The organism is Mesorhizobium sp. WSM3626 (assembly GCF_000513935.1).
In the GTDB taxonomy this organism is placed as follows: Bacteria; Pseudomonadota; Alphaproteobacteria; order Rhizobiales; family Rhizobiaceae; genus Mesorhizobium; species Mesorhizobium salmacidum.
The window spans coordinates 1-16,783 of the sequence record NZ_AZUY01000054.1; the positions used below are offsets into that span (position 1 = coordinate 1).

Here is a 16,783-nt window from a genome sequence, read left to right on the forward strand (position 1 = left end):
TTTCGTGAAGAGTTTCGGGCGCCGGCAGGCGTACGAAAGTCCCCGAGGAAGGAACCCGCGGGCCACAGGCGATGGCTATGGAGATTTCGGATTTTTGCAGATGTCGGCGATGGCGCGACCGGTGTCGGGAAGCTCTGGGGTGAATGCGGACAGACCGCTTCGTTGCGCCTGCGTGCGGTGTTGTCGGGACGGTGGGCGGCTGGGAGCGGCTCTGTCGGAGACGAAAATCACCATGGACGTGCGTCGATCCGTTGCCGGAGGCAGAGTGCCTGCAGCCGAAGGCTGAACCATGCCATGCCGGGTCATGGCGTGCTGCTCCCGGTCGACGGGGAACCGTGTGGCGGTCCGCGCGGCTGCCTCCATCGTTCGAACACCTCGATCACGATCATGCGTCCGCCGCAGCAGGGGCAGGACGGATGGAAGTCAGCCGGCTCTTCCGAGGTGTCGGTCTCGGGCGGCGCAGCGACGTTCAGCAGTTCGCGGGCGCAGAGCGGGAGAGGCTTTGTTGTCATTATTGACCTGATCTGCCATTCTGGCGTCCGGCGCGCCGGATTCGATCTGCGAAATCGCCCTGGATCGCGGCGAAAGACTGAGCTGCCCTATGAAACCATTGATTGCGGTCTGCTCGCAGGATGCGGACTTCTATCTTCTCCTTGGCCACATCCTCGAGGTCGATGGCTTCGCCAGCATGCTGGCCCCCTGCGTCGATGACGTGCTGGCAGTCGTCTCCGACAGGCCAGTCGAGGCTGTGTTGCTGGACTGTCGGCCAGACAACAAGGTGGCGGCACAAAGCGCTCGGTTGAAGCAGGATGCCCTGCTGGGCGCCCTCCCCTGTGTGGCGCTGGTTCATCCCGGCGCTGAAGCGCAGCATATCCAGCTCTTGCAGTCGGGTATCGACGAGTGTTTCGTAAGGCCCTTCGCGCCGGCCAAGCTGCTCCACTACCTGCGCTCCAGGCTCGCCATTGGCCAGGCGCCAGGGCCGGCGACGCGCGGTGGGCGACCCCTCGTGTACGCCGATGTCGAAATGCGGGTCGACTCATCGCGTCTCGTGCGCTGGCAAGGAGATCGCGCTTGGGCCGATCGAATTCAAGTTGCTGCGCCACATGCTGGAGAACCCCGAGAAGGTACTCAGCCGTGAAGAACTGATTGGCGTTGGCTGGGCGAGCAGCCGCGGGTGTCGGCGCGCGCACGGTCGATGTCCATATCTCTCAACTGCGAAAGCTGATCAGCCAGTGCTCGCGGGCCGCCGCCATCCGCACCGTCAGGCTCGCCGGATACGCACTGGCGCGCAGACCCTTCTGATCATTTCAGAGGGTGAAGTCCAGTCGATCCTGGGCGACGACCGCATGCCATGCTGGCGCTCTGGCTAAAGGCAACCCTGCCTTGTGATCTGTCCGCAATACTGGTGAAGTGTAGAATAAATAACGCGTCATGTACGTTACAAATAAGATTATTTTGTTCGTTGTTGCGCAATGGCGCCCCGGCTGAAAGCATACGGCAGAAGTTACATCAGAGCCGACTAATACGTTGCTTTTCAGGAGTGTCGCTCATGTTGGACGGAGCAGGATTTGGCGTGGCTGTCGGCCACCATGGCGAGCTGGTTCAGGGCCTGTTCGAGGACGATGGCGCCCGCCTGCGGCGCGCGCTGGTTTCGCTGCCCTGCCGCCAGCTGAAATCCAGGGCGACGTTCATCGCAAGCGACGGCGGTGGCATTCGTGTGCTGCCGGGCTCGTGCGACAAGGCCAGGCGGGCCGCGGAACTGACGATCGCAAGGTTCGGCCCTCCGGGGACCGGCGGCAATCTCGCTATTGACAGCAACATCCCGGTCGGGCGCGGCATGGGATCGTCGACGGCCGACGTTCTGGCGAGCATTCAGGCAGTCCTGGATTGGCTGGAGATCGAACCGGCGTCGGACGAGGTCATGCGCATCGCTGTCAGCGCCGAAACCGCCTGTGACTCCACCCTGTTCAAACAGCAGGCTGTGCTTTTTGCGCATCGCGACGGCATCGTCATGGAAGCCTTCCGCAGGCCGCTGCCGCCAATCCATCTGATCAGCATCGAAACAACGCCCGAGGTGACTATCGATACGCTCGAGTATCGGCCGGCGCGCTATGACGCCCTGGAAATCGAAACCTTTAGGCCGCTGCGCAGTCTGCTGCGGACAGCCATCAAGCATGCGGACGTCCGCATGCTGGGTAGGGTCGCGACGGCAAGCGCGCGGATCAACGAGCGCTTCCTGCCAAAGCCGGGTCTGGACGAGATCGAAACCGTCGGGAGCCGTTTCGACGCCATTGGCATTCAGGTCGCCCATAGCGGCACGGTTGTCGGGCTGATGTTTGATGCGCTTGACCGAGACGCATCCGTGAACATCAACGGCGCGATGGACGCGTTGCGACATTCCGGCTTCGAGGCGGCGATCTTCCGTCACTGACAACCTGGCGAAGGGAAAGCTCGATGTCGATCCATGTGCTGATGCGCCGGCTGGAGGATTTCGAGGGGCCGCGCCTCGTTCCGCTCGGCGCAAACCTCTTCGGCGCCAGCTTCTTTCTCATGAAGCTCCTGCCGGCCCGGTTCATGCTCGAGCGCGCCGTCGAACAGGGACGGTTGCGACCGGGTGGGACAATCTGCGAATCCTCATCGGGAACCTTTGGTCTTGCCTTGGCCATGCTGGCTGTTCAGCATGGATACAGGCTGATCCTGGTCAGCGACTGGGCGCTCGATCGCCATCTCCATAGGCGCCTCGTCGAACTCGGCGCCGAGGTGACGGTCGTGGACAGCCCGGCGCCCTCTGGCGGGTTGCAGCAAGCGCGGCTCGATCGCTTGCATGAGTATCTGCGCGACATTTCCGGCAGCTACTGGCCCTCGCAGTACGACAATCGCGACAACCCGCTCTCCTACGGGAAAATTGCCGAACACTTGATAGACAGGGTCGGCAGGCTGGACTGTCTGGTCGGTCCGGTCGGATCGGGTGGTTCGATGAGCGGGACATCGCGTTACCTGCGCACCCTGTTTCCCGAGCTCCATGCAATCGGCGTCGATACGCCCGGCAGTGTGCTGTTTGGCCAGCCGAGCGGCAAGCTCAACCTGAGCGGGCTCGGTGGCAACATTCTTCCCGGCAATGTCGAGCACAGCCAGTTCGACGAGGTCCATTGGCTCGCGCCGGCAGAAGTCTTTGACGCCACGCATCAGCTTCATCGCGAGCACGGGCTTTTCATGGGCCCGACCAGCGGCGCGGCCTACAGGGTTGCCGAATGGTGGTCGCGTAACAACCCGGACAAGAAGGTGGTCGTGCTGTTTCCCGACGAGGGTCACCGTTACGTCGAAACCGTCTACGACCAGCAATGGCTTGCAACGGTTGCCGGGTGGCCAGGTCCATTGCGTGCCAACCCGGTCACGGTCGGCGCACCGACCGAGCCGATGCCGGCATGGTCCCGTTTCGGCTGGGGGCGCAGGACACTGGAGGAAGTGCTGGCGCAGGCCGGTAGGGAGTGATGCGGCCGGCGGACAGCGCAACGGGTTCTGACGGTTTTGCCCGAGCGCTGGTGGCGCAATCGCCAGGCGGCCCCGGCAACAACCCTGCCACTGGCCGCCCGGCAGCCATGCCCGGCGGGCCGGGCCGCGCGGTAGAGGGAGCTGAGGCCATGGAGTTTCGAAGTCAGAGGCTCAACCATCGGCGTCCGAAGATACTGTGTCAAAGCCGGTCCATCCTGCCGATCTACGCCATGCTTCTCGCCATGCAATGCGCGCGCAGCATGTACATCGTTCTGGTGTCGTGGTTCGCGCTGCAGATCACTGGTGAAATCGCCTCGGTCGGCAGGGTCTTGATCTGCTGGCAATTGCTGGCCTTCACCGTGGGGCCGTTCCTCGGACCCCAGATCGACCGCTGCCGCCGGCGCAGGGTGTTCATGATGGGCGAGACAATTCATGGCGCGGGCGTAGGCCTGCTTGCCGTCATCGCCTGGTTCTGTTCTCCACAACACACACCGATCGGCGTCCTCTACGCCACCGCTAGCCTCATCTCGGTCGGTTCACTTCTCTCCTATCCCAGTAGCCAGGCGTTGATAAAGCTGGCTGGCGCACGAGTGCTGATGCGCACCGTGTCCATGGGCATTTTCTCCAGCCAGATCGGAAATATAGCAGGTGCCGCAATTGCCGGGCTTTGTCTGATACTTGTCGGCGTGGCCGGCAGTCTGGCCATTTGTGCGGCCTCCTCCTTTCTGGCCGCCCTGTTCGCGACGTTCCTTTATGACCAGGATGTCACCGGACCGAAACGCCCTGGTCTCCACATTGCGCATTTTATGGCAGGTCTTCGGGAGACCATAGCGACCCCCCGTCTCAGGTCGGCGGGCCTTGCACTGTTGCTGGCCTACGCATCGGCACATGCCTCCAATGCGCTTCTTGCCGGCTTCGCGCGCTACGAGTTGAAGCTTCCAGCCACCCTCTATGGCTGGCTTGCGGCGATGTATTCCGGAGGTGGCCTGATCGGAAGCCTCACCCTTGCCTGGCTTTCCGGTGTGGCAAGGGAAAAGCTCCTCCTTGCCGCGGGAACCATGTTGCTCGCTGGCGCGACCGCGGCCTTTTCGACCTCCCGAACCATGGCCGAGGCTGTGCTCTGGCAAGGTCTCATCGGCCTGTCCTTCATGATGGTGCGTGCCGGCGCGGACGTTACGATACTGAAGGTTGTACCAAGCCCGATGGTTGGCCGCGTGCGCAGCAATATCGATGCTGCAATCGGGCTCGTGGCAGTTCTGATTTACCTACTGCCGGCTCTCATGCCGGGTGCTCCTACCCGTCACATCTTTCTCGGTCTCGCCAGCCTGTTTGCCGTGGGAAGTTGCGGCGTGCTTTGGATACAATGGCGTCAGGGATTCTCCAAGCCATGGTGACCAGGTCGGCCCGGACCGCCCGCTGGCCGGCGTATGAAGCGAGGACAAAGTCATGAGGTCGCCATCGAAATCCCGTGGGCCGGCATTGGGTGAAGCGGGGGCTTCGTCGATCGTGCCGCGCCTGGACGGGATCAGCCTGCAGCGCGTGGCGCCCTGCGATCGGCCCGCCATCAAGACGTTGCTGCTCGATGCTGAACAGGAACAGTTCGCCGGCTCGGTGGATGCTGTCTTTGACGAACTGCAAAACAGCCAGCATCCGCAGTTCGAGCATCCCTTTGCCATTGCCGCCGCCGACAACACGGTGGGCTTCTTCATTCTTCGCGAGAAGCAGGCACTGCCGCCGTGGGCGCCACGAGACGCGGTCACATTGCACAGTTTCCGCATCTGCCGCACCTTGCAAGGCATGGGATACGGCCGCGCCGGGGTCGGCCTGGCGATCTCGTGGCTGCGGCGGGAACGTCCCGATATCAGGCAGTTGATGCTTGCCGTCAACACCCGCAATGCTGCGGCGAAATCCGCCTATCTCAAAGCGGATTTCAGCGACACCGGTGAAGTCTTCCACGGTCCGATCGGCGATCAAAACATCCTGACGGCGAGGGTTCCGCGCGGCTGTGGCTGACGCGACTTTCCCCGCGTCGGTCTTTCCATTTCTGTCAACTAGTTATACTAGGTATAGCTACATTGGGAGGAAGCGATGCAGTTTGTGGCGCAGCGGTTTGCCGAATTTGCCTGTTCTACCAGGTACCAGGACCTGCCGGACTCGGTCGTCGAGAAGACGCAGCGCGCCATTCTCGACACGATCGCGGCCCTCGTCGGCGGCGCGCCGACCGACAATGCGCGGCTGTCGCGCATTGCCGCGAGAGCTTGCTTTGGACCAGGTGCGTCGCACGCCTGGTTCGCCGGTGCCGGGTTGCATCCGCTCGGCGCTCTGTTTGCCAATTGCGCGGCGGCAAGTTCCCTCGACGTCGATGACGGCCATTGTCTTGCGGCGGGCCATCCGGGTGCTGCCATCGTTCCCGCCGTGCTGATGGAAGCAGCAAAGCTGGGCAGCGATGGCCATGATGTGCTCACCGCGACCGCGCTCGGCTACGATGTCGCCTTGCGCATCGCCGCTGCGCGCCGCTTCACCGACACGATGAGCTTTGCCAGTGGTCAGTGGACCGGCTTCGGCGTCGCGACCGCCATCGGATGGCTGCGCGGCATGCAAGCCTCCCAACTCGCACACGCAATCGCGATAGCAGGCGCCGAAGCGCCGCAAAACCTGCCGCAGGGCGATTGCCAGGCGAGCTCCGTCAAGGGCAGCAGCCCCTGGTCGACAGTCACGGCGCTGTTCGCGGTCGATCGAGCCGGTGCCGGCATGACCGGCTCGATCGACTTGCTGGACCGGGCCCACGCCTACGATGTCGACGCCATCACCGCCGACCTTGGCAGCCGCTGGCTGATCACCGAGACCTATCTCAAACCCTATGCGGCCTGCCGCTATACGCATCCGGTCATCGATGCCGTGCTCTCGCTCGTTGCGGATCGCGATCCAGGGGAGCCGATCGATCGGTTGATCGTCGAGATCTTTCCCGAAGCGCGAAAACTGCCCAACGAAATCGCGCCTGACTCGCTCGAGGGCGGGCAGTTTTCAGTGCCCTTTGCCGCAGCACTTGCCGCGCTGCGCGGCGCGGCGGCCTTCCGGCCTTTGCGTCCGTGTTCGCTTTCGGATCCGGAGGTGGTGGCGCTCGCGGCGAAAGTCGAGATCCGCTATCCCGACGACCTGGCCGGCATCTTTCCGCAGCGCACGCCGGCGCGCGTGACAATGGTTGCCGAGCGGCGCGAGCGCGTCGTTGACGTGCCGCTCCCGCTGGGCGACGCCAACAACCCCATGGACCGCTTGAGCGTCGAGGAAAAGCTGCATGACCTTGGCCGTGATATCCTGTCGCGGGACGCTCTCGAGCAACTTATTCGGTCCGTGGGTTTGCTCGAAGAGGGAGAGATCGCACCGCTGTTCGCTTGCCTGGCGGCCCATCCAGGCGACGGCGTTTAGGTGGCGGCGGCCGCCATGTTTCGGTGATAGCTGAACAGTGAGGAGCCCCGCCCGGCTAGGCGCTCACTTTCCTTCTTGCGCGCGCCGCTTTGGGCGGCGGGGACGCCTTGCGGCCGAGCCCGATCGATTTCGCCAAGGCGGACCGTTGCGCGGCGTAGCTTGCCGCGACCATAGGATAGTCCTTGGCCAAGCCCCATTTGGCCCTGTATTCATCGGGCGTCATGCCAAGCAGGCCCAAATGACGCTTCATCGATTTGAATTTTCGGCCGTCTTCCAAACTGACGATGTAGTCAGGAAAGACCGACTTCTTTGGATTGACAGCAGGGACCGGCGCGGGTTTGACGGCGACCACCGGCTGCTCCAGCTTCAACAGTGCGGCATGTACGCTGGCGATCAGATCGGGTAAGCCCGTTGTCGGCACCGGATTGTTCTGGACGTAGGCGGCCACGATGTCGGCAGTCAAACCGATGGGGTCGACGCTCTCGGTATTGGTCAATTGGAACTCCTGTATTGCCCTGTGCACGTTCCTATTGCGGAATTCCGGATCGCGCAACGTCCTGACGTCAGGTGGATACATAGCCCATCGAAGCAACAAAGGGTCGCAATCCGAATTCGGTTCCACGCCTGGCTGTTCGGCGATCAAAACCCGCCGGCGCATATATAGAACTCTCCCATCAATGGCGGCACACCATCAGAAATCGACCGTTCATCTGGGCCGGCCCAAGCCTTCATCTTCCCGGAATGCCCGCTCGATTTGATCGGCCAGTGGCTTGACGAGGTAGGACAGCATTGTCCGGCTGCCAGTCGAAAAGAAGGCTTCGACGGGCATGCCAGGGGCCAGGGTCAAGCCTTTCAGCTTTTTCAACTCTGTGCTCGGCAGGCTGACCCTGACCGTGTAGAAACCCGCGCCGCTGCGCTCGTCGACGCTCAGATCGGCGGAGATCTCGCTGACGACCCCGGTCAGTTCCGGCGTTATGCGTTGATTGAACGCCGACAGCTTCAGCGTAACCTGCTGGGCCAGTGAGAGCTGGTCGATATCCTGCGGCGCAATCCTGGCCTCGGCCGTCAGTTCGTCCGCCACCGGCACCACCAGCATGATCACCTCGCCCGGCGATATGACGCCGCCGATCGTATGGACCGCTAGCTGGTGAATGACGCCATCCTGCGGCTTCGGATATCGATGCGTTTGAGCTGGTCTTCGGCAGAAACCTTACGTTCGACGAACTCGGATATCTTTCCCTGGACATCGCGCAGTTCAGTCGCTCAGGTTCAACGGACACCCCGGCGACCACTGGCGTTGGAGAGGTCGCCATTTTGCCAGACGAGCGCCCGAAACGATCGCGGGCCGGAACAACGCTCTGCTAGACTAGTCGACGGAGGCAATGCCTTGCGAAAAAGCGCGATATTCGCAACCGCCACTCGAAGTGCCGACCAGTACGACCCTAGCGTCCCGCCCGACCGTGCCTTGCGCGACGAGCTTTCGCAGGCCGGTCAAGACCGCCGCGCTCGACAGCTCGAGATAAAAGCCGTAGCGCCGCGCCAGCCGCCTCTGGTCGTCGTAGGTCGGTTCGTCCTCTACGACCACTGCCGATCCGCCGCACGAGGCAATCGCATCAAGGGCCTGATAGGTCACCGTCGATCCGCCGATTGACGTTAAAGCCGAATGGCCTTCAAAGTGGTCGCGGTAATCAGCGCCTGCAAGCGCGTTTGAAATGCGTGCGAAGGGCTCAACGGCATGAATATGCGGCAGTTCATCGATGAGCCCTGCCTTTTGCAGATCACAATAGCCGCGCGCGATTCCCCAAAGCAGATCCGCCCTCGATGTCGGAACGATGATGTCGGTGCATGCATCGGTGCCCAGCTGAAGAAAAAGCTCGAAAGCAAGCGAACGGTAGCCATCCACCCCGAACGGATTGCTGCCCACCGCTGGGACAATAAAGTTGGTGGCCGGATACCAGTCCCCGGCGCGGACGCGATCGGCGAGCACCTGCCAGCGGCGTTGCGGCGTTTGCGCGGCCAGCAAGGTCGCTCCGTGCATCTCGATTGCTCGCCGCCAGTTCGTGTTCATCGCAGGTGTGGTGACGATCACGCAGTCGAGCCCCGCCTGGGCCGCGTAGGCGGCAAGAGAGACGCCGGCATTGCCGCTGGAGGCAGCCGCAACCGTCTCGGCGCCGCTCTGCAACGCGCGCTGGACGACAAACCGGCTCATGCGGTCCTTGTGCGATCCGGTAGGATTGGCGCCCTCGTTCTTGAGATGGAGCGCGTGGACTCCGATCTCCTTTGCGAGGCCCTGCATCCGTACCAGAGGCGTGTTGCCCTCCCCCAGTGTCGGGCAGTCGGGGTAGGCCTGCCAGTCACCGACGCGCTCCAGGGACCTGGGAAGGTCCTGATAGTCGATCGCCAGGCTTGCCGGCATGTTCTGGTCAAGGCAGATCGGGCAGCCTTCGAAGTAGTCCGCCACGGCAAAGACCGCCTGGCAGCGGATACAGCGCATCCCACTCACGCGCGGATTGAGCCTCGGCTCTGAGCTAAGCATGTGACGCCCGTTCTGGTCCGGCGTCCAGGTCGGCCATCACCTTGAACAGGCAATCGCCGCGCTCGGTAAGTGACGGCGCCCTGCGGCACGCGACGAGCCCGGAGCTTTCGAAGAACAGCGCTTCGGGTTCGCGCGTCGGCAGGTCCGGAAAGTGAATGCGGCCGGCGATCTGGCCGCCGACGACCTCCTCGCCGATCTCCGCGGCCGGCTCGAAGATGCCCCGGTCACGGGCATAGACGAAAGCGCTATGGCCTTTGACGGTCATGAACCGCGTCGGCGGAGCCGGTTCGGCGGCGACCTCGCGCAAAATTCCCTGGTCTTTCAGCAGGCGCTTCAATCCAGCTTCGGCGAGCGCTAAGCCCTCTTTCGACAGAGTCGCGCCGCCGCCAAGCTCCGTGGTCAGAGCGAGCGCGCCCTGTTCCTGTGCGGCCGCCGCCAGGGTGGTCAATCCGCCACCGCCGGTGCCGTCGCTGACGAAGCTGATTGGAGCGCCGAACAGGCGCAAAAGGCGCAGCAGTTGTTCATGTTCCCCGGTGGTCCGCCCTGGTCGCACCAGCGCGCTTGCCACATACTCGAGGGAGCGTCCGCCGGAGTGGAGATCGACGACAATATCGGCCATCGGGATCAACATCTCGCAGACATAATGGGCGATCATCTGCGTTGGGGTACCGGCGGCATCGCCTGGAAACGAACGATTGAGATTGCCCTCATCAAGGGGCGACACACGCCGGCCGGCGGCGACAGCGGGAAAATTAAGAGCCGGAAGGATGATCAGCCGCCCCGAGACCTGGTCATGGCGGATCTCACGGGTGAGATTGCAAAGGGCGATCTGGCCCTCATACTCGTCGCCATGATTGCCTGCGATGAGCAGCGCGGTTGGGCCGCTGCCATTCTTGATGCAGACCAGCGGTATGGGCACGAAGCCATAAGCGGAAAGGTCGGTCGAATGCGGTAGCCTCAGACAGTCCGACTGCTTGCCCTCGGCGTCATAGTCGATCGGGGTCCAGATGCGTGTCTTACCGGCCATGTTCCACCCTCTCAATTCAGCGAAGCATCTTGTCCAGGAAGAGCCGCGTCCGTTCCTGGCCTGGCGCGGTGAAGAAACCGGCAGGGGATGCGATCTCGACGATGCTCCCTTGGTCCATGAACACCATCTGCTCGGCAATTTCGCGGGCAAAGCCCATTTCATGTGTGACGCAAAGCATCGTGGTGCCGTCCCTGGCGAGGTCGGTCATGACGTCGAGCACCTCCTTGACCATCTCGGGATCGAGCGAAGAGGTCGGCTCATCGAACAGCATGATCTTGGGGTTCATGCACAGCGCGCGAGCGATCGCGACGCGCTGCTGTTGGCCGCCGGATAACTGGCTGGGATATTTGTGTGCCTGGTCGGCAACCCTCACCCGCTCAAGATGGTGAAGCGCTACGCCTGCCGCCTCGGCCTTCGATTGGCCGAGCACGCGTTTCAAAGCGAGGATGCAGTTGGCCATTACCGTGAGATGCGGGAATAGGTTGAACTGCTGAAACACCATGCCGATGCCGCGCCGAAGTCTCTGCAACTGCCGTCGGTCGCGGCTGAGATCTATGCCGTTGACGCGAACGGCGCCCTTCTGAAAGGTCTCCAGACCGTTCAGACATCTGATGAGCGTCGACTTTCCCGATCCGGAGGGGCCGCAAATCACGATCCGCCCTCCCTGCGGCGCGGCAAGATCAATGTTCTTCAGGGCGTGAAAGCTGCCGAACCATTTGTTGAGCGCCACCGTTTCCAGCGCTGGCGGCTGGACGGGTTGCACCGCCCCAACTGGTTGCCCGATATCCGGGGCTTGAGAGCTGTCCTGTGGCATGGGCTGGTTCATCATCTTGTCGGCCCAAGCAGCTTGCGTTCGATCCGGCCGACCAACCATGCGACCGTCAGCGCCAGGAGAAGAAAGGCGAGCCCGACGACAGTCAGCGGTTCGGCATAGCGGTAGGTATCGGAGGCGATATCCAAAGCCTTGCCCAGCATCTCCGGCACGGCGATGACCGCCAGGTAAGGCGTGGCCTTCAGGATCGAGACAAAATAGTTCCCGACGGGGGCCGCGACGTTGCGCAGCATCTGGGGAGCCAGCACGAACACAACAATGTCGGTCCGTGTCAGTCCCAACGCCTTAGCTGCTTCCGCCTGGCCCGCGGGAATAGCATCGATGCCCGCCTTGAAAACCTCGGCCAGATAGCCACTGAAATAGATGCTCAGGCCTAGTATGCCGACCAACAGCGCCGGCAACGTGACGCCATAGTGCGGCAGGACGTAGTAGAGAAAATAGAGCCACGCCAGCACCGGCGTGGACCGGATGAAGTCGATGACGAAGCGAACCAGATAGCCGGCAAGGGAGGCCGCCCGCCTGGTGATCTCAAGGCAGAAGCCCAATGCCGAGGCGCCCGCGCAACTCGCCAGCGCCACGCCGATTGTGGTTCCGATGACGCTGAGAATTGTTGGAACGGTCGATACGGCGAATTCGAGATCAAAAGTCACTGGACAACCTCGTTGCCACGCCGATCCGACGCTCGACCCACCGGCCAAACATTGCGACCGGGTAACAGACGACGAAATAGGCGAGCAGCAGCGATGTGTAGACGCCCACCGGATTATACTCGAGCTCGGCGATCTCCTTTGCCCGAAAGGTCATATCCGTCAGGGTGACGAGCGAAACGAGGGCCGTTCCTTTAACCAGCTGGATGAACTGATTAATGAAGGTCGGTGCCATCTTGGTCAGAGCTTGAGGCAGCTCGATCAGCGCGAGGATCCAGCGTCGCGGCAGGCCAAGGGCCGCGGCAGCTTCGATCTGCCCCCGGTCCAGCGATTGGAGCCCCGCCCTGACAGCCTGGCTGGCGTATCCCCCGGTGTTTAGCCCCAGCACCATGGCGCCAACGATGGTCGCCGGCATTTGAACGCCAATGATCGGCAGGACATAGTAGAAGACAAACAGCAGTATGATGACCGCGGAACTGCGCCAGAACTCTATTATTGCTGTGACGGCAATGCGGGATATGCCGCTCGTCAGATACTGCGCCACGCCGAAGATCAAGGCGAAGGGCACGGCAAACAGCAAGCCCAATGCTGTAACGATTGCCGTGGTCCGGAAACCCGCGAAAATTCCGATAAATATTTCAACAATGGTCACGCGTGAACATCCCTGATCCCGTCCGTTGCGCTCGTCACCTTGAGTGCTGCCGCAATCACGAAGCGTCCGGCCATCGCAGCTTCTGGCTTTGGATGCCGGTCAGTCCTGCCCCGCGCACACCTGCTCGCTGGTCAGATCCGGCGCGGCCTCCTGATCGCTGAAGCCGTTCTTGGCCATGATGTCGGCCAAGGTTCCGTCGCTCTTCAAGAGTTTGAGGCGCGAATTGTACATGTCGCGGAGGTCGCCATCTTCCTTGCGGAAGGCAATGGCTGAATAGCCGTAGCGCTCCTTGCCGTTCTCTTGCAGGCCCTGGAACGGCAACGCGCGTTCGATGCCCTCGACATTGTCGTCGGACAGAATGCGGGCCACCGTTGGCGCCGAAAATGCGGCGACGTCGATCCTGCCGGTGAGCAGTGCCGAGACATTCGACTGTATGTCCGGGAACAGCAGCATGTTGGTATCGGGGACGCCGGCGGCCGCAGCATTCTTGGCCGTTGTACTGCCTCGTCCTATGCCAAACCTTATCTCCGGATTTGCGGCGATCTGAGCATAGCTGTGGACGTTCTTCGGATTGCCCTTGGCAACCAGGGCGGCGTCCGCGAGCTTCAGATCGGGGTCGCTGAAGGCGACGAGTTCACATCGCTGCGGCGTTATGTAGAGCCCCGCGGCTATGGCATCGAACCGCTGTGCCGTGAGGCCCGGTATCAATGCGCCGAACTCGGTCACCACGATGTCCACCTGGCCGACACCAAGGCCTTTGAACGCAGCCTTGATCAGGTCCGGGTGAAAGCCTTCGGGCTCGCCACCGGCGCCCCGGAATCCCCACGGTGCGCCATTGGATATGCCGATGACGATCTTGCCTTCCCGCAAGACCCGCTCGGCAGTCGTTTCTGCCCGCAACGAAGCCGCGGTCCCTATGAGAAGGGCGCAGGCTGTGGCCACCGTGGCGATTGTTCTGAGCAGTCCAAGCTCACCGGGCATGCACGTGTTCTCCGTTTCGCAAATCTAGGTAGACCAGGTATAACAGGTATGTCAAGATTTTATAAAGAAAATGTGTGACCATGATTAAGGCTACGATGGGGCTGGGCGGACACCGCCAAGGGATGGACATCCCATATTCATTGCGCTAGGTATTCCTAGTATACTTTGATGAGGCTGGAATGACCGGACAGATCGGGACTGCTCTTCATGAGGCCGTACGGCAGGAAATCACACGCCGGGTGCGATCGGCAGAGTACGGTGCGGGTCAGGCTTTGCCTTCCGCTGCGATCCTGGCAGAGGATTTCGGCGTCAGCGCCATTACCATCAAGCGGGCATTGCGCGACCTTCAGTCGGCCGGAATCCTGCGATCGGTGCCTGGATTGGGGACCTTCGTCAGAGAGCAAAGAAGGTTCATTCGTGATCTCGATTTTTCCCTCACCTCCTACGACGATGCCCTTCGACTTGGCCTGAAGCCGTCCATTCACCTCATCTCCTTGACGCGCGAGAAAATACAAGATCCGGCCTTCGATGTGCTCGAGCCGCCGGCCGGCCTGATGCTGTGCGTGCGCAAGGTGATTTTTGCCGACGATACGCCAATCATGTATGACACCTCCTATCTGCCTCGCTCAGTAAGTGACCAGGTGCTTGACGAATTTAGAGAGAAATTCATCAGCGACGTACTGCGCGATCACGGAACTCAGTTCACCAAGACCAAGTTGCTGATCGATGCGGCTCCAGCTTCTGACGAGGCGCAGCAGACCTTCGCGATCCCGAACGGCTATCCGACGCTTCGTCGGCTCTACCGACTGAGCACGAAAGAAAAATCGTTTTCGGTGTTCGGCGTAACGGAATCGCCGTTCGACCGGTTGGCTTGCGTGGTCGAACTCGATGCGGACCACAAGCCCCCGAGACGAAGAAAATAGCCCCCTCGAGTCTCCGCTGAACCCGAGGACACTAGGAATCAGGAGCAGATAAGCATGCTTCCAGTAATGCCATCACCCGATGTGCCGGTGGTTGAGCTGACCAGGCGCCTTGCTGCAGTCCGACGCGAGATGGCAGCCGGGGACATTGACGTCCTGGTGCTCACCGACCAGAAGAACGTGGAATATTTTACCGACTACAGGACGCTGTCCTGGGGCTATCATTCGCGCCCGTTGTTCGTCTTGATCGACCATCAGGATATTCGCGTCATTTCCAACAAGATCGAAACCAGAAACCTTGAGTCGCGACAAAGAGCCTTCTCGATTGTCTACTACGCAGGCTATCTCGCCGAAGGCGCACGCGCCATCGTCGACGAAGTCCGCGCTCGCGATCCGGGCGCCGCCGCAACTGCCGCGATCGACTATGGGCAGGATATGTCGGGTCGCGGGTCGTTGGAGATCGTCGATGGTTTGAGAGCGCGGGGGCTCAGGCTGGTGAGCGCGACGGCTTTGCTGTGGCGAACGCGCATGATCAAGTCGCCGTTCGAGGCAGAGCTCAAACGCATCTCGTTCGAGATCGTCAATGCAGCTTTTGATGATGCCGTTTCGCAGGCGCGTCTTGGCATTACCGAGGTCGAACTCTGTCGCCAGATCCAGACCCGCATCATCATGAACGGGGCCGAACGAGCCGATCCGATCGCTATGACGTTCTGCAGGGGTGAGTTCAACTACGGCCGTCCGCCAGGTCCTCATCCCTTGCAGGCTGGCCAGTACGTGTGGACGGATTTTCGTTCTACCTATGGCGGCTACCCAGCAGATAGAAACCGCATCGCCCGAGGCGGCGCGCCTGACAATTGGGAGATCGAGGCCTACCAACGAACACGGTCGCTGACGGCGACACTCGCTAAGGGGGTCAAGGCCGGGATGACCTGCGGCGATGTTTTCGGCGCGTTCGAACAGCTTTGGGACGATGCTGGCCTGCCTCCCGCCTATGGGATGGTATCCCGCATTGGACACGGTGGGGGGCTCGATGTGACGGAGCCTCCGTCTATCTCCAAAGGCAATCCAGAAGTCATAAGGCCTGGCATGATCTTGCATTTGGAACCCAAGCTGGAGATCGACGGCGCTGTCTTCCAGTTCGAGGAGGTCATCTTTGTCGGTGAGCAGGGCATCGAGTTTTTGAGTGAGCTCTCTCCAGAGCAATTGCCAGTCATCACCTGAGCTGAACTGGCTGTGCCTGCCGGTGTCACGGACAGAAAGGCAACTGCATGCCGAGGAGGTTGCTGTGGTCGTTGGGCACCCACGTGAACCAAAGGGATGAAAGCCGGATGTTTCGGAAACCCGGCAACTGGTTCAATGAGGAGGTGGGCGAAGCGAAGAGCCGAGCAGCCTGCCGAAACGCGAGCGACGCCATGAAGCCACTGATCGTCATATGCTCGGATGACGCCGAATTCTATCTGATCCTCAGCCACGTTCTTGCGGTGGATGGCTTCACCAGTGCGCTGGCCAGCAACGTGAACGAAATGCTGGAGCTTGCCACCGAACTGGCCGTCCATGCCTTGCTGCTAGATTGTCAACCCGACAACCAGATGGCAGAGAGCTGCGGCCGGCTCAGACAGGATGCCAGGACAAGCGCCCTGCCCGTGGTTGCCTTGATTGCGCCTGGCGCAGAGAGCCAACATATCGCGCTGCTGAAGTCGGGAATCGACGAAGCTTTTGTCAGGCCGCTGGCGCCAGCCAAGCTGCTGGATTATCTGCGCTCCAGGCTCGGCGTCGACCGTCACTCCGGATCGCGACTGGAGACCGCCCTGTCGCTAAACCATGGCGACATCGAAATGCAGATCGATTCCCACCACGTGCGTTGCAACGGCAGGGAAATCGAGTTGGGGCCGATCGAGTTCAAGCTGCTGCGTCATATGCTCGAAAACCCAGGGAAGGTGCTCAGCCGTGAAGAGCTGATTGGGGCTGCTTGGCCCAACAATGTCCATGTCGGCCCGCGCACTGTCGACGTTCATATCAGCCGGCTGCGAAGATCGATCAAGCTGTCATCCCACCATGATGTGATCCGGACAGTCAGACTTGGTGGATACGCATTGCAAGATCGAACGACTTAAGCGCATTTTGGAATGCCTGTCATGGCTCTGTCGGCCCTTTCTGGGCACAATTCAATGACAGCCACTATGCGACAGGCCGTTCATGCGGCACCTCTCGCCGGGGGCGGCGGTCCCGGGCCGCGTTGCGCCGCTCCTTCGGCGCCCCGTTTACCGGTC

The 16,783-nt window shown here is 61.5% G+C and carries 17 protein-coding genes and 1 pseudogene; 9 read left to right on the plus strand and 9 right to left on the minus strand.

Translation table 11 applies throughout. The features are described from left to right. Nucleotides 1-511: 511 nt before the first annotated feature. Nucleotides 512-940: a hypothetical protein gene (locus M653_RS1000000137035; RefSeq protein WP_156938292.1), complete on the minus strand. Its 429-nt coding sequence runs from the start codon at nt 938-940 to the stop codon at nt 512-514. Nucleotides 941-1,152: 212 nt separating this feature from the next. Between M653_RS1000000137035 and M653_RS1000000137045 the strand changes: the two genes are divergently transcribed. From M653_RS1000000137045 to M653_RS01000000133675, 6 genes are all read left to right on the plus strand, one after another. Next, nucleotides 1,153-1,302 (plus strand): helix-turn-helix domain-containing protein, encoded by a 150-nt coding sequence (locus M653_RS1000000137045; RefSeq protein ID WP_198028840.1) that lies wholly within the window; start codon nt 1,153-1,155, stop codon nt 1,300-1,302. Between the two features lie 49 nt (nt 1,303-1,351). After that, a complete protein-coding gene (locus M653_RS01000000133665; protein WP_245262375.1) occupies nt 1,352-2,431 on the plus strand; it encodes a GHMP kinase in 1,080 nt (359 codons plus the stop codon). A gap of 23 nt (nt 2,432-2,454) precedes the next feature. Continuing rightward, nucleotides 2,455-3,492 carry a pyridoxal-phosphate dependent enzyme gene (locus tag M653_RS0126850; RefSeq protein ID WP_051442827.1) on the plus strand — a complete coding sequence of 346 codons (1,038 nt, stop codon included), beginning with the start codon at nt 2,455-2,457 and terminating at the stop codon, nt 3,490-3,492. A gap of 149 nt (nt 3,493-3,641) precedes the next feature. Continuing rightward, nucleotides 3,642-4,886, plus strand: coding sequence for an MFS transporter (locus tag M653_RS0126855; RefSeq protein ID WP_198028841.1), 1,245 nt, complete (start codon nt 3,642-3,644; stop codon nt 4,884-4,886). 112 nt (nt 4,887-4,998) lie between these two features. Beyond that, complete coding sequence (locus M653_RS1000000135095) at nt 4,999-5,505, plus strand: GNAT family N-acetyltransferase (RefSeq protein WP_210164878.1); 507 nt, start codon at nt 4,999-5,001, stop codon at nt 5,503-5,505. Between the two features lie 75 nt (nt 5,506-5,580). Further along, nucleotides 5,581-6,918 carry an MmgE/PrpD family protein gene (locus M653_RS01000000133675; RefSeq protein WP_051442829.1) on the plus strand — a complete coding sequence of 446 codons (1,338 nt, stop codon included), beginning with the start codon at nt 5,581-5,583 and terminating at the stop codon, nt 6,916-6,918. 55 nt (nt 6,919-6,973) lie between these two features. On the opposite strand, the gene M653_RS0126870 is transcribed toward M653_RS01000000133675, so the two are convergent. The 8 genes and pseudogenes from M653_RS0126870 to ehuB all read right to left on the minus strand — a co-directional run bounded on the left by M653_RS0126870 (nt 6,974) and on the right by ehuB (nt 13,593). Then, complete coding sequence (locus tag M653_RS0126870) at nt 6,974-7,414, minus strand: MucR family transcriptional regulator (protein ID WP_027146089.1); 441 nt, start codon at nt 7,412-7,414, stop codon at nt 6,974-6,976. 210 nt (nt 7,415-7,624) lie between these two features. Then, nucleotides 7,625-8,175, minus strand: a pseudogene (locus M653_RS1000000134735) (HlyD family secretion protein); the annotation flags it as partial. Between the two features lie 109 nt (nt 8,176-8,284). Continuing rightward, nucleotides 8,285-9,379, minus strand: a complete 1,095-nt coding sequence (locus M653_RS0126880) for a pyridoxal-phosphate dependent enzyme (RefSeq protein WP_198028843.1) — start codon at nt 9,377-9,379, stop codon at nt 8,285-8,287. A gap of 67 nt (nt 9,380-9,446) precedes the next feature. Beyond that, nucleotides 9,447-10,481 carry a succinylglutamate desuccinylase/aspartoacylase family protein gene (locus M653_RS0126885; RefSeq protein ID WP_027146092.1) on the minus strand — a complete coding sequence of 345 codons (1,035 nt, stop codon included), beginning with the start codon at nt 10,479-10,481 and terminating at the stop codon, nt 9,447-9,449. Nucleotides 10,482-10,497: 16 nt separating this feature from the next. Further along, nucleotides 10,498-11,295 carry an amino acid ABC transporter ATP-binding protein gene (locus M653_RS0126890; protein WP_051442837.1) on the minus strand — a complete coding sequence of 266 codons (798 nt, stop codon included), beginning with the start codon at nt 11,293-11,295 and terminating at the stop codon, nt 10,498-10,500. An 11-nt stretch (nt 11,296-11,306) separates the two neighbouring features. Then, a complete protein-coding gene (locus tag M653_RS0126895) occupies nt 11,307-11,963 on the minus strand; it encodes an ABC transporter permease subunit (RefSeq protein WP_027146094.1) in 657 nt (218 codons plus the stop codon). Next, nucleotides 11,953-12,612, minus strand: a complete 660-nt coding sequence (locus tag M653_RS0126900) for an amino acid ABC transporter permease (RefSeq protein ID WP_027146095.1) — start codon at nt 12,610-12,612, stop codon at nt 11,953-11,955. The genes M653_RS0126895 and M653_RS0126900 overlap by 11 nt, the downstream gene beginning before the upstream one ends. A gap of 99 nt (nt 12,613-12,711) precedes the next feature. After that, entirely contained in the window at nt 12,712-13,593 is an 882-nt protein-coding gene (gene ehuB, locus M653_RS0126905; protein ID WP_027146096.1) for an ectoine/hydroxyectoine ABC transporter substrate-binding protein EhuB, read from the minus strand. 179 nt (nt 13,594-13,772) lie between these two features. On the opposite strand from ehuB, the gene M653_RS01000000133685 reads away from it, so the two are divergent. From M653_RS01000000133685 to M653_RS01000000133690, 3 genes are all read left to right on the plus strand, one after another. Continuing rightward, the gene (locus M653_RS01000000133685; protein WP_051442831.1) at nt 13,773-14,516 is read left to right on the plus strand and encodes a GntR family transcriptional regulator; all 744 of its coding nucleotides are present in this window, start codon (nt 13,773-13,775) and stop codon (nt 14,514-14,516) included. A 54-nt stretch (nt 14,517-14,570) separates the two neighbouring features. Then, nucleotides 14,571-15,734: a M24 family metallopeptidase gene (locus M653_RS0126915; protein WP_032936219.1), complete on the plus strand. Its 1,164-nt coding sequence runs from the start codon at nt 14,571-14,573 to the stop codon at nt 15,732-15,734. A gap of 71 nt (nt 15,735-15,805) precedes the next feature. After that, nucleotides 15,806-16,627 carry a response regulator transcription factor gene (locus tag M653_RS01000000133690; protein ID WP_198028844.1) on the plus strand — a complete coding sequence of 274 codons (822 nt, stop codon included), beginning with the start codon at nt 15,806-15,808 and terminating at the stop codon, nt 16,625-16,627. The last annotated feature ends 156 nt before the right edge of the window (nt 16,628-16,783 follow it).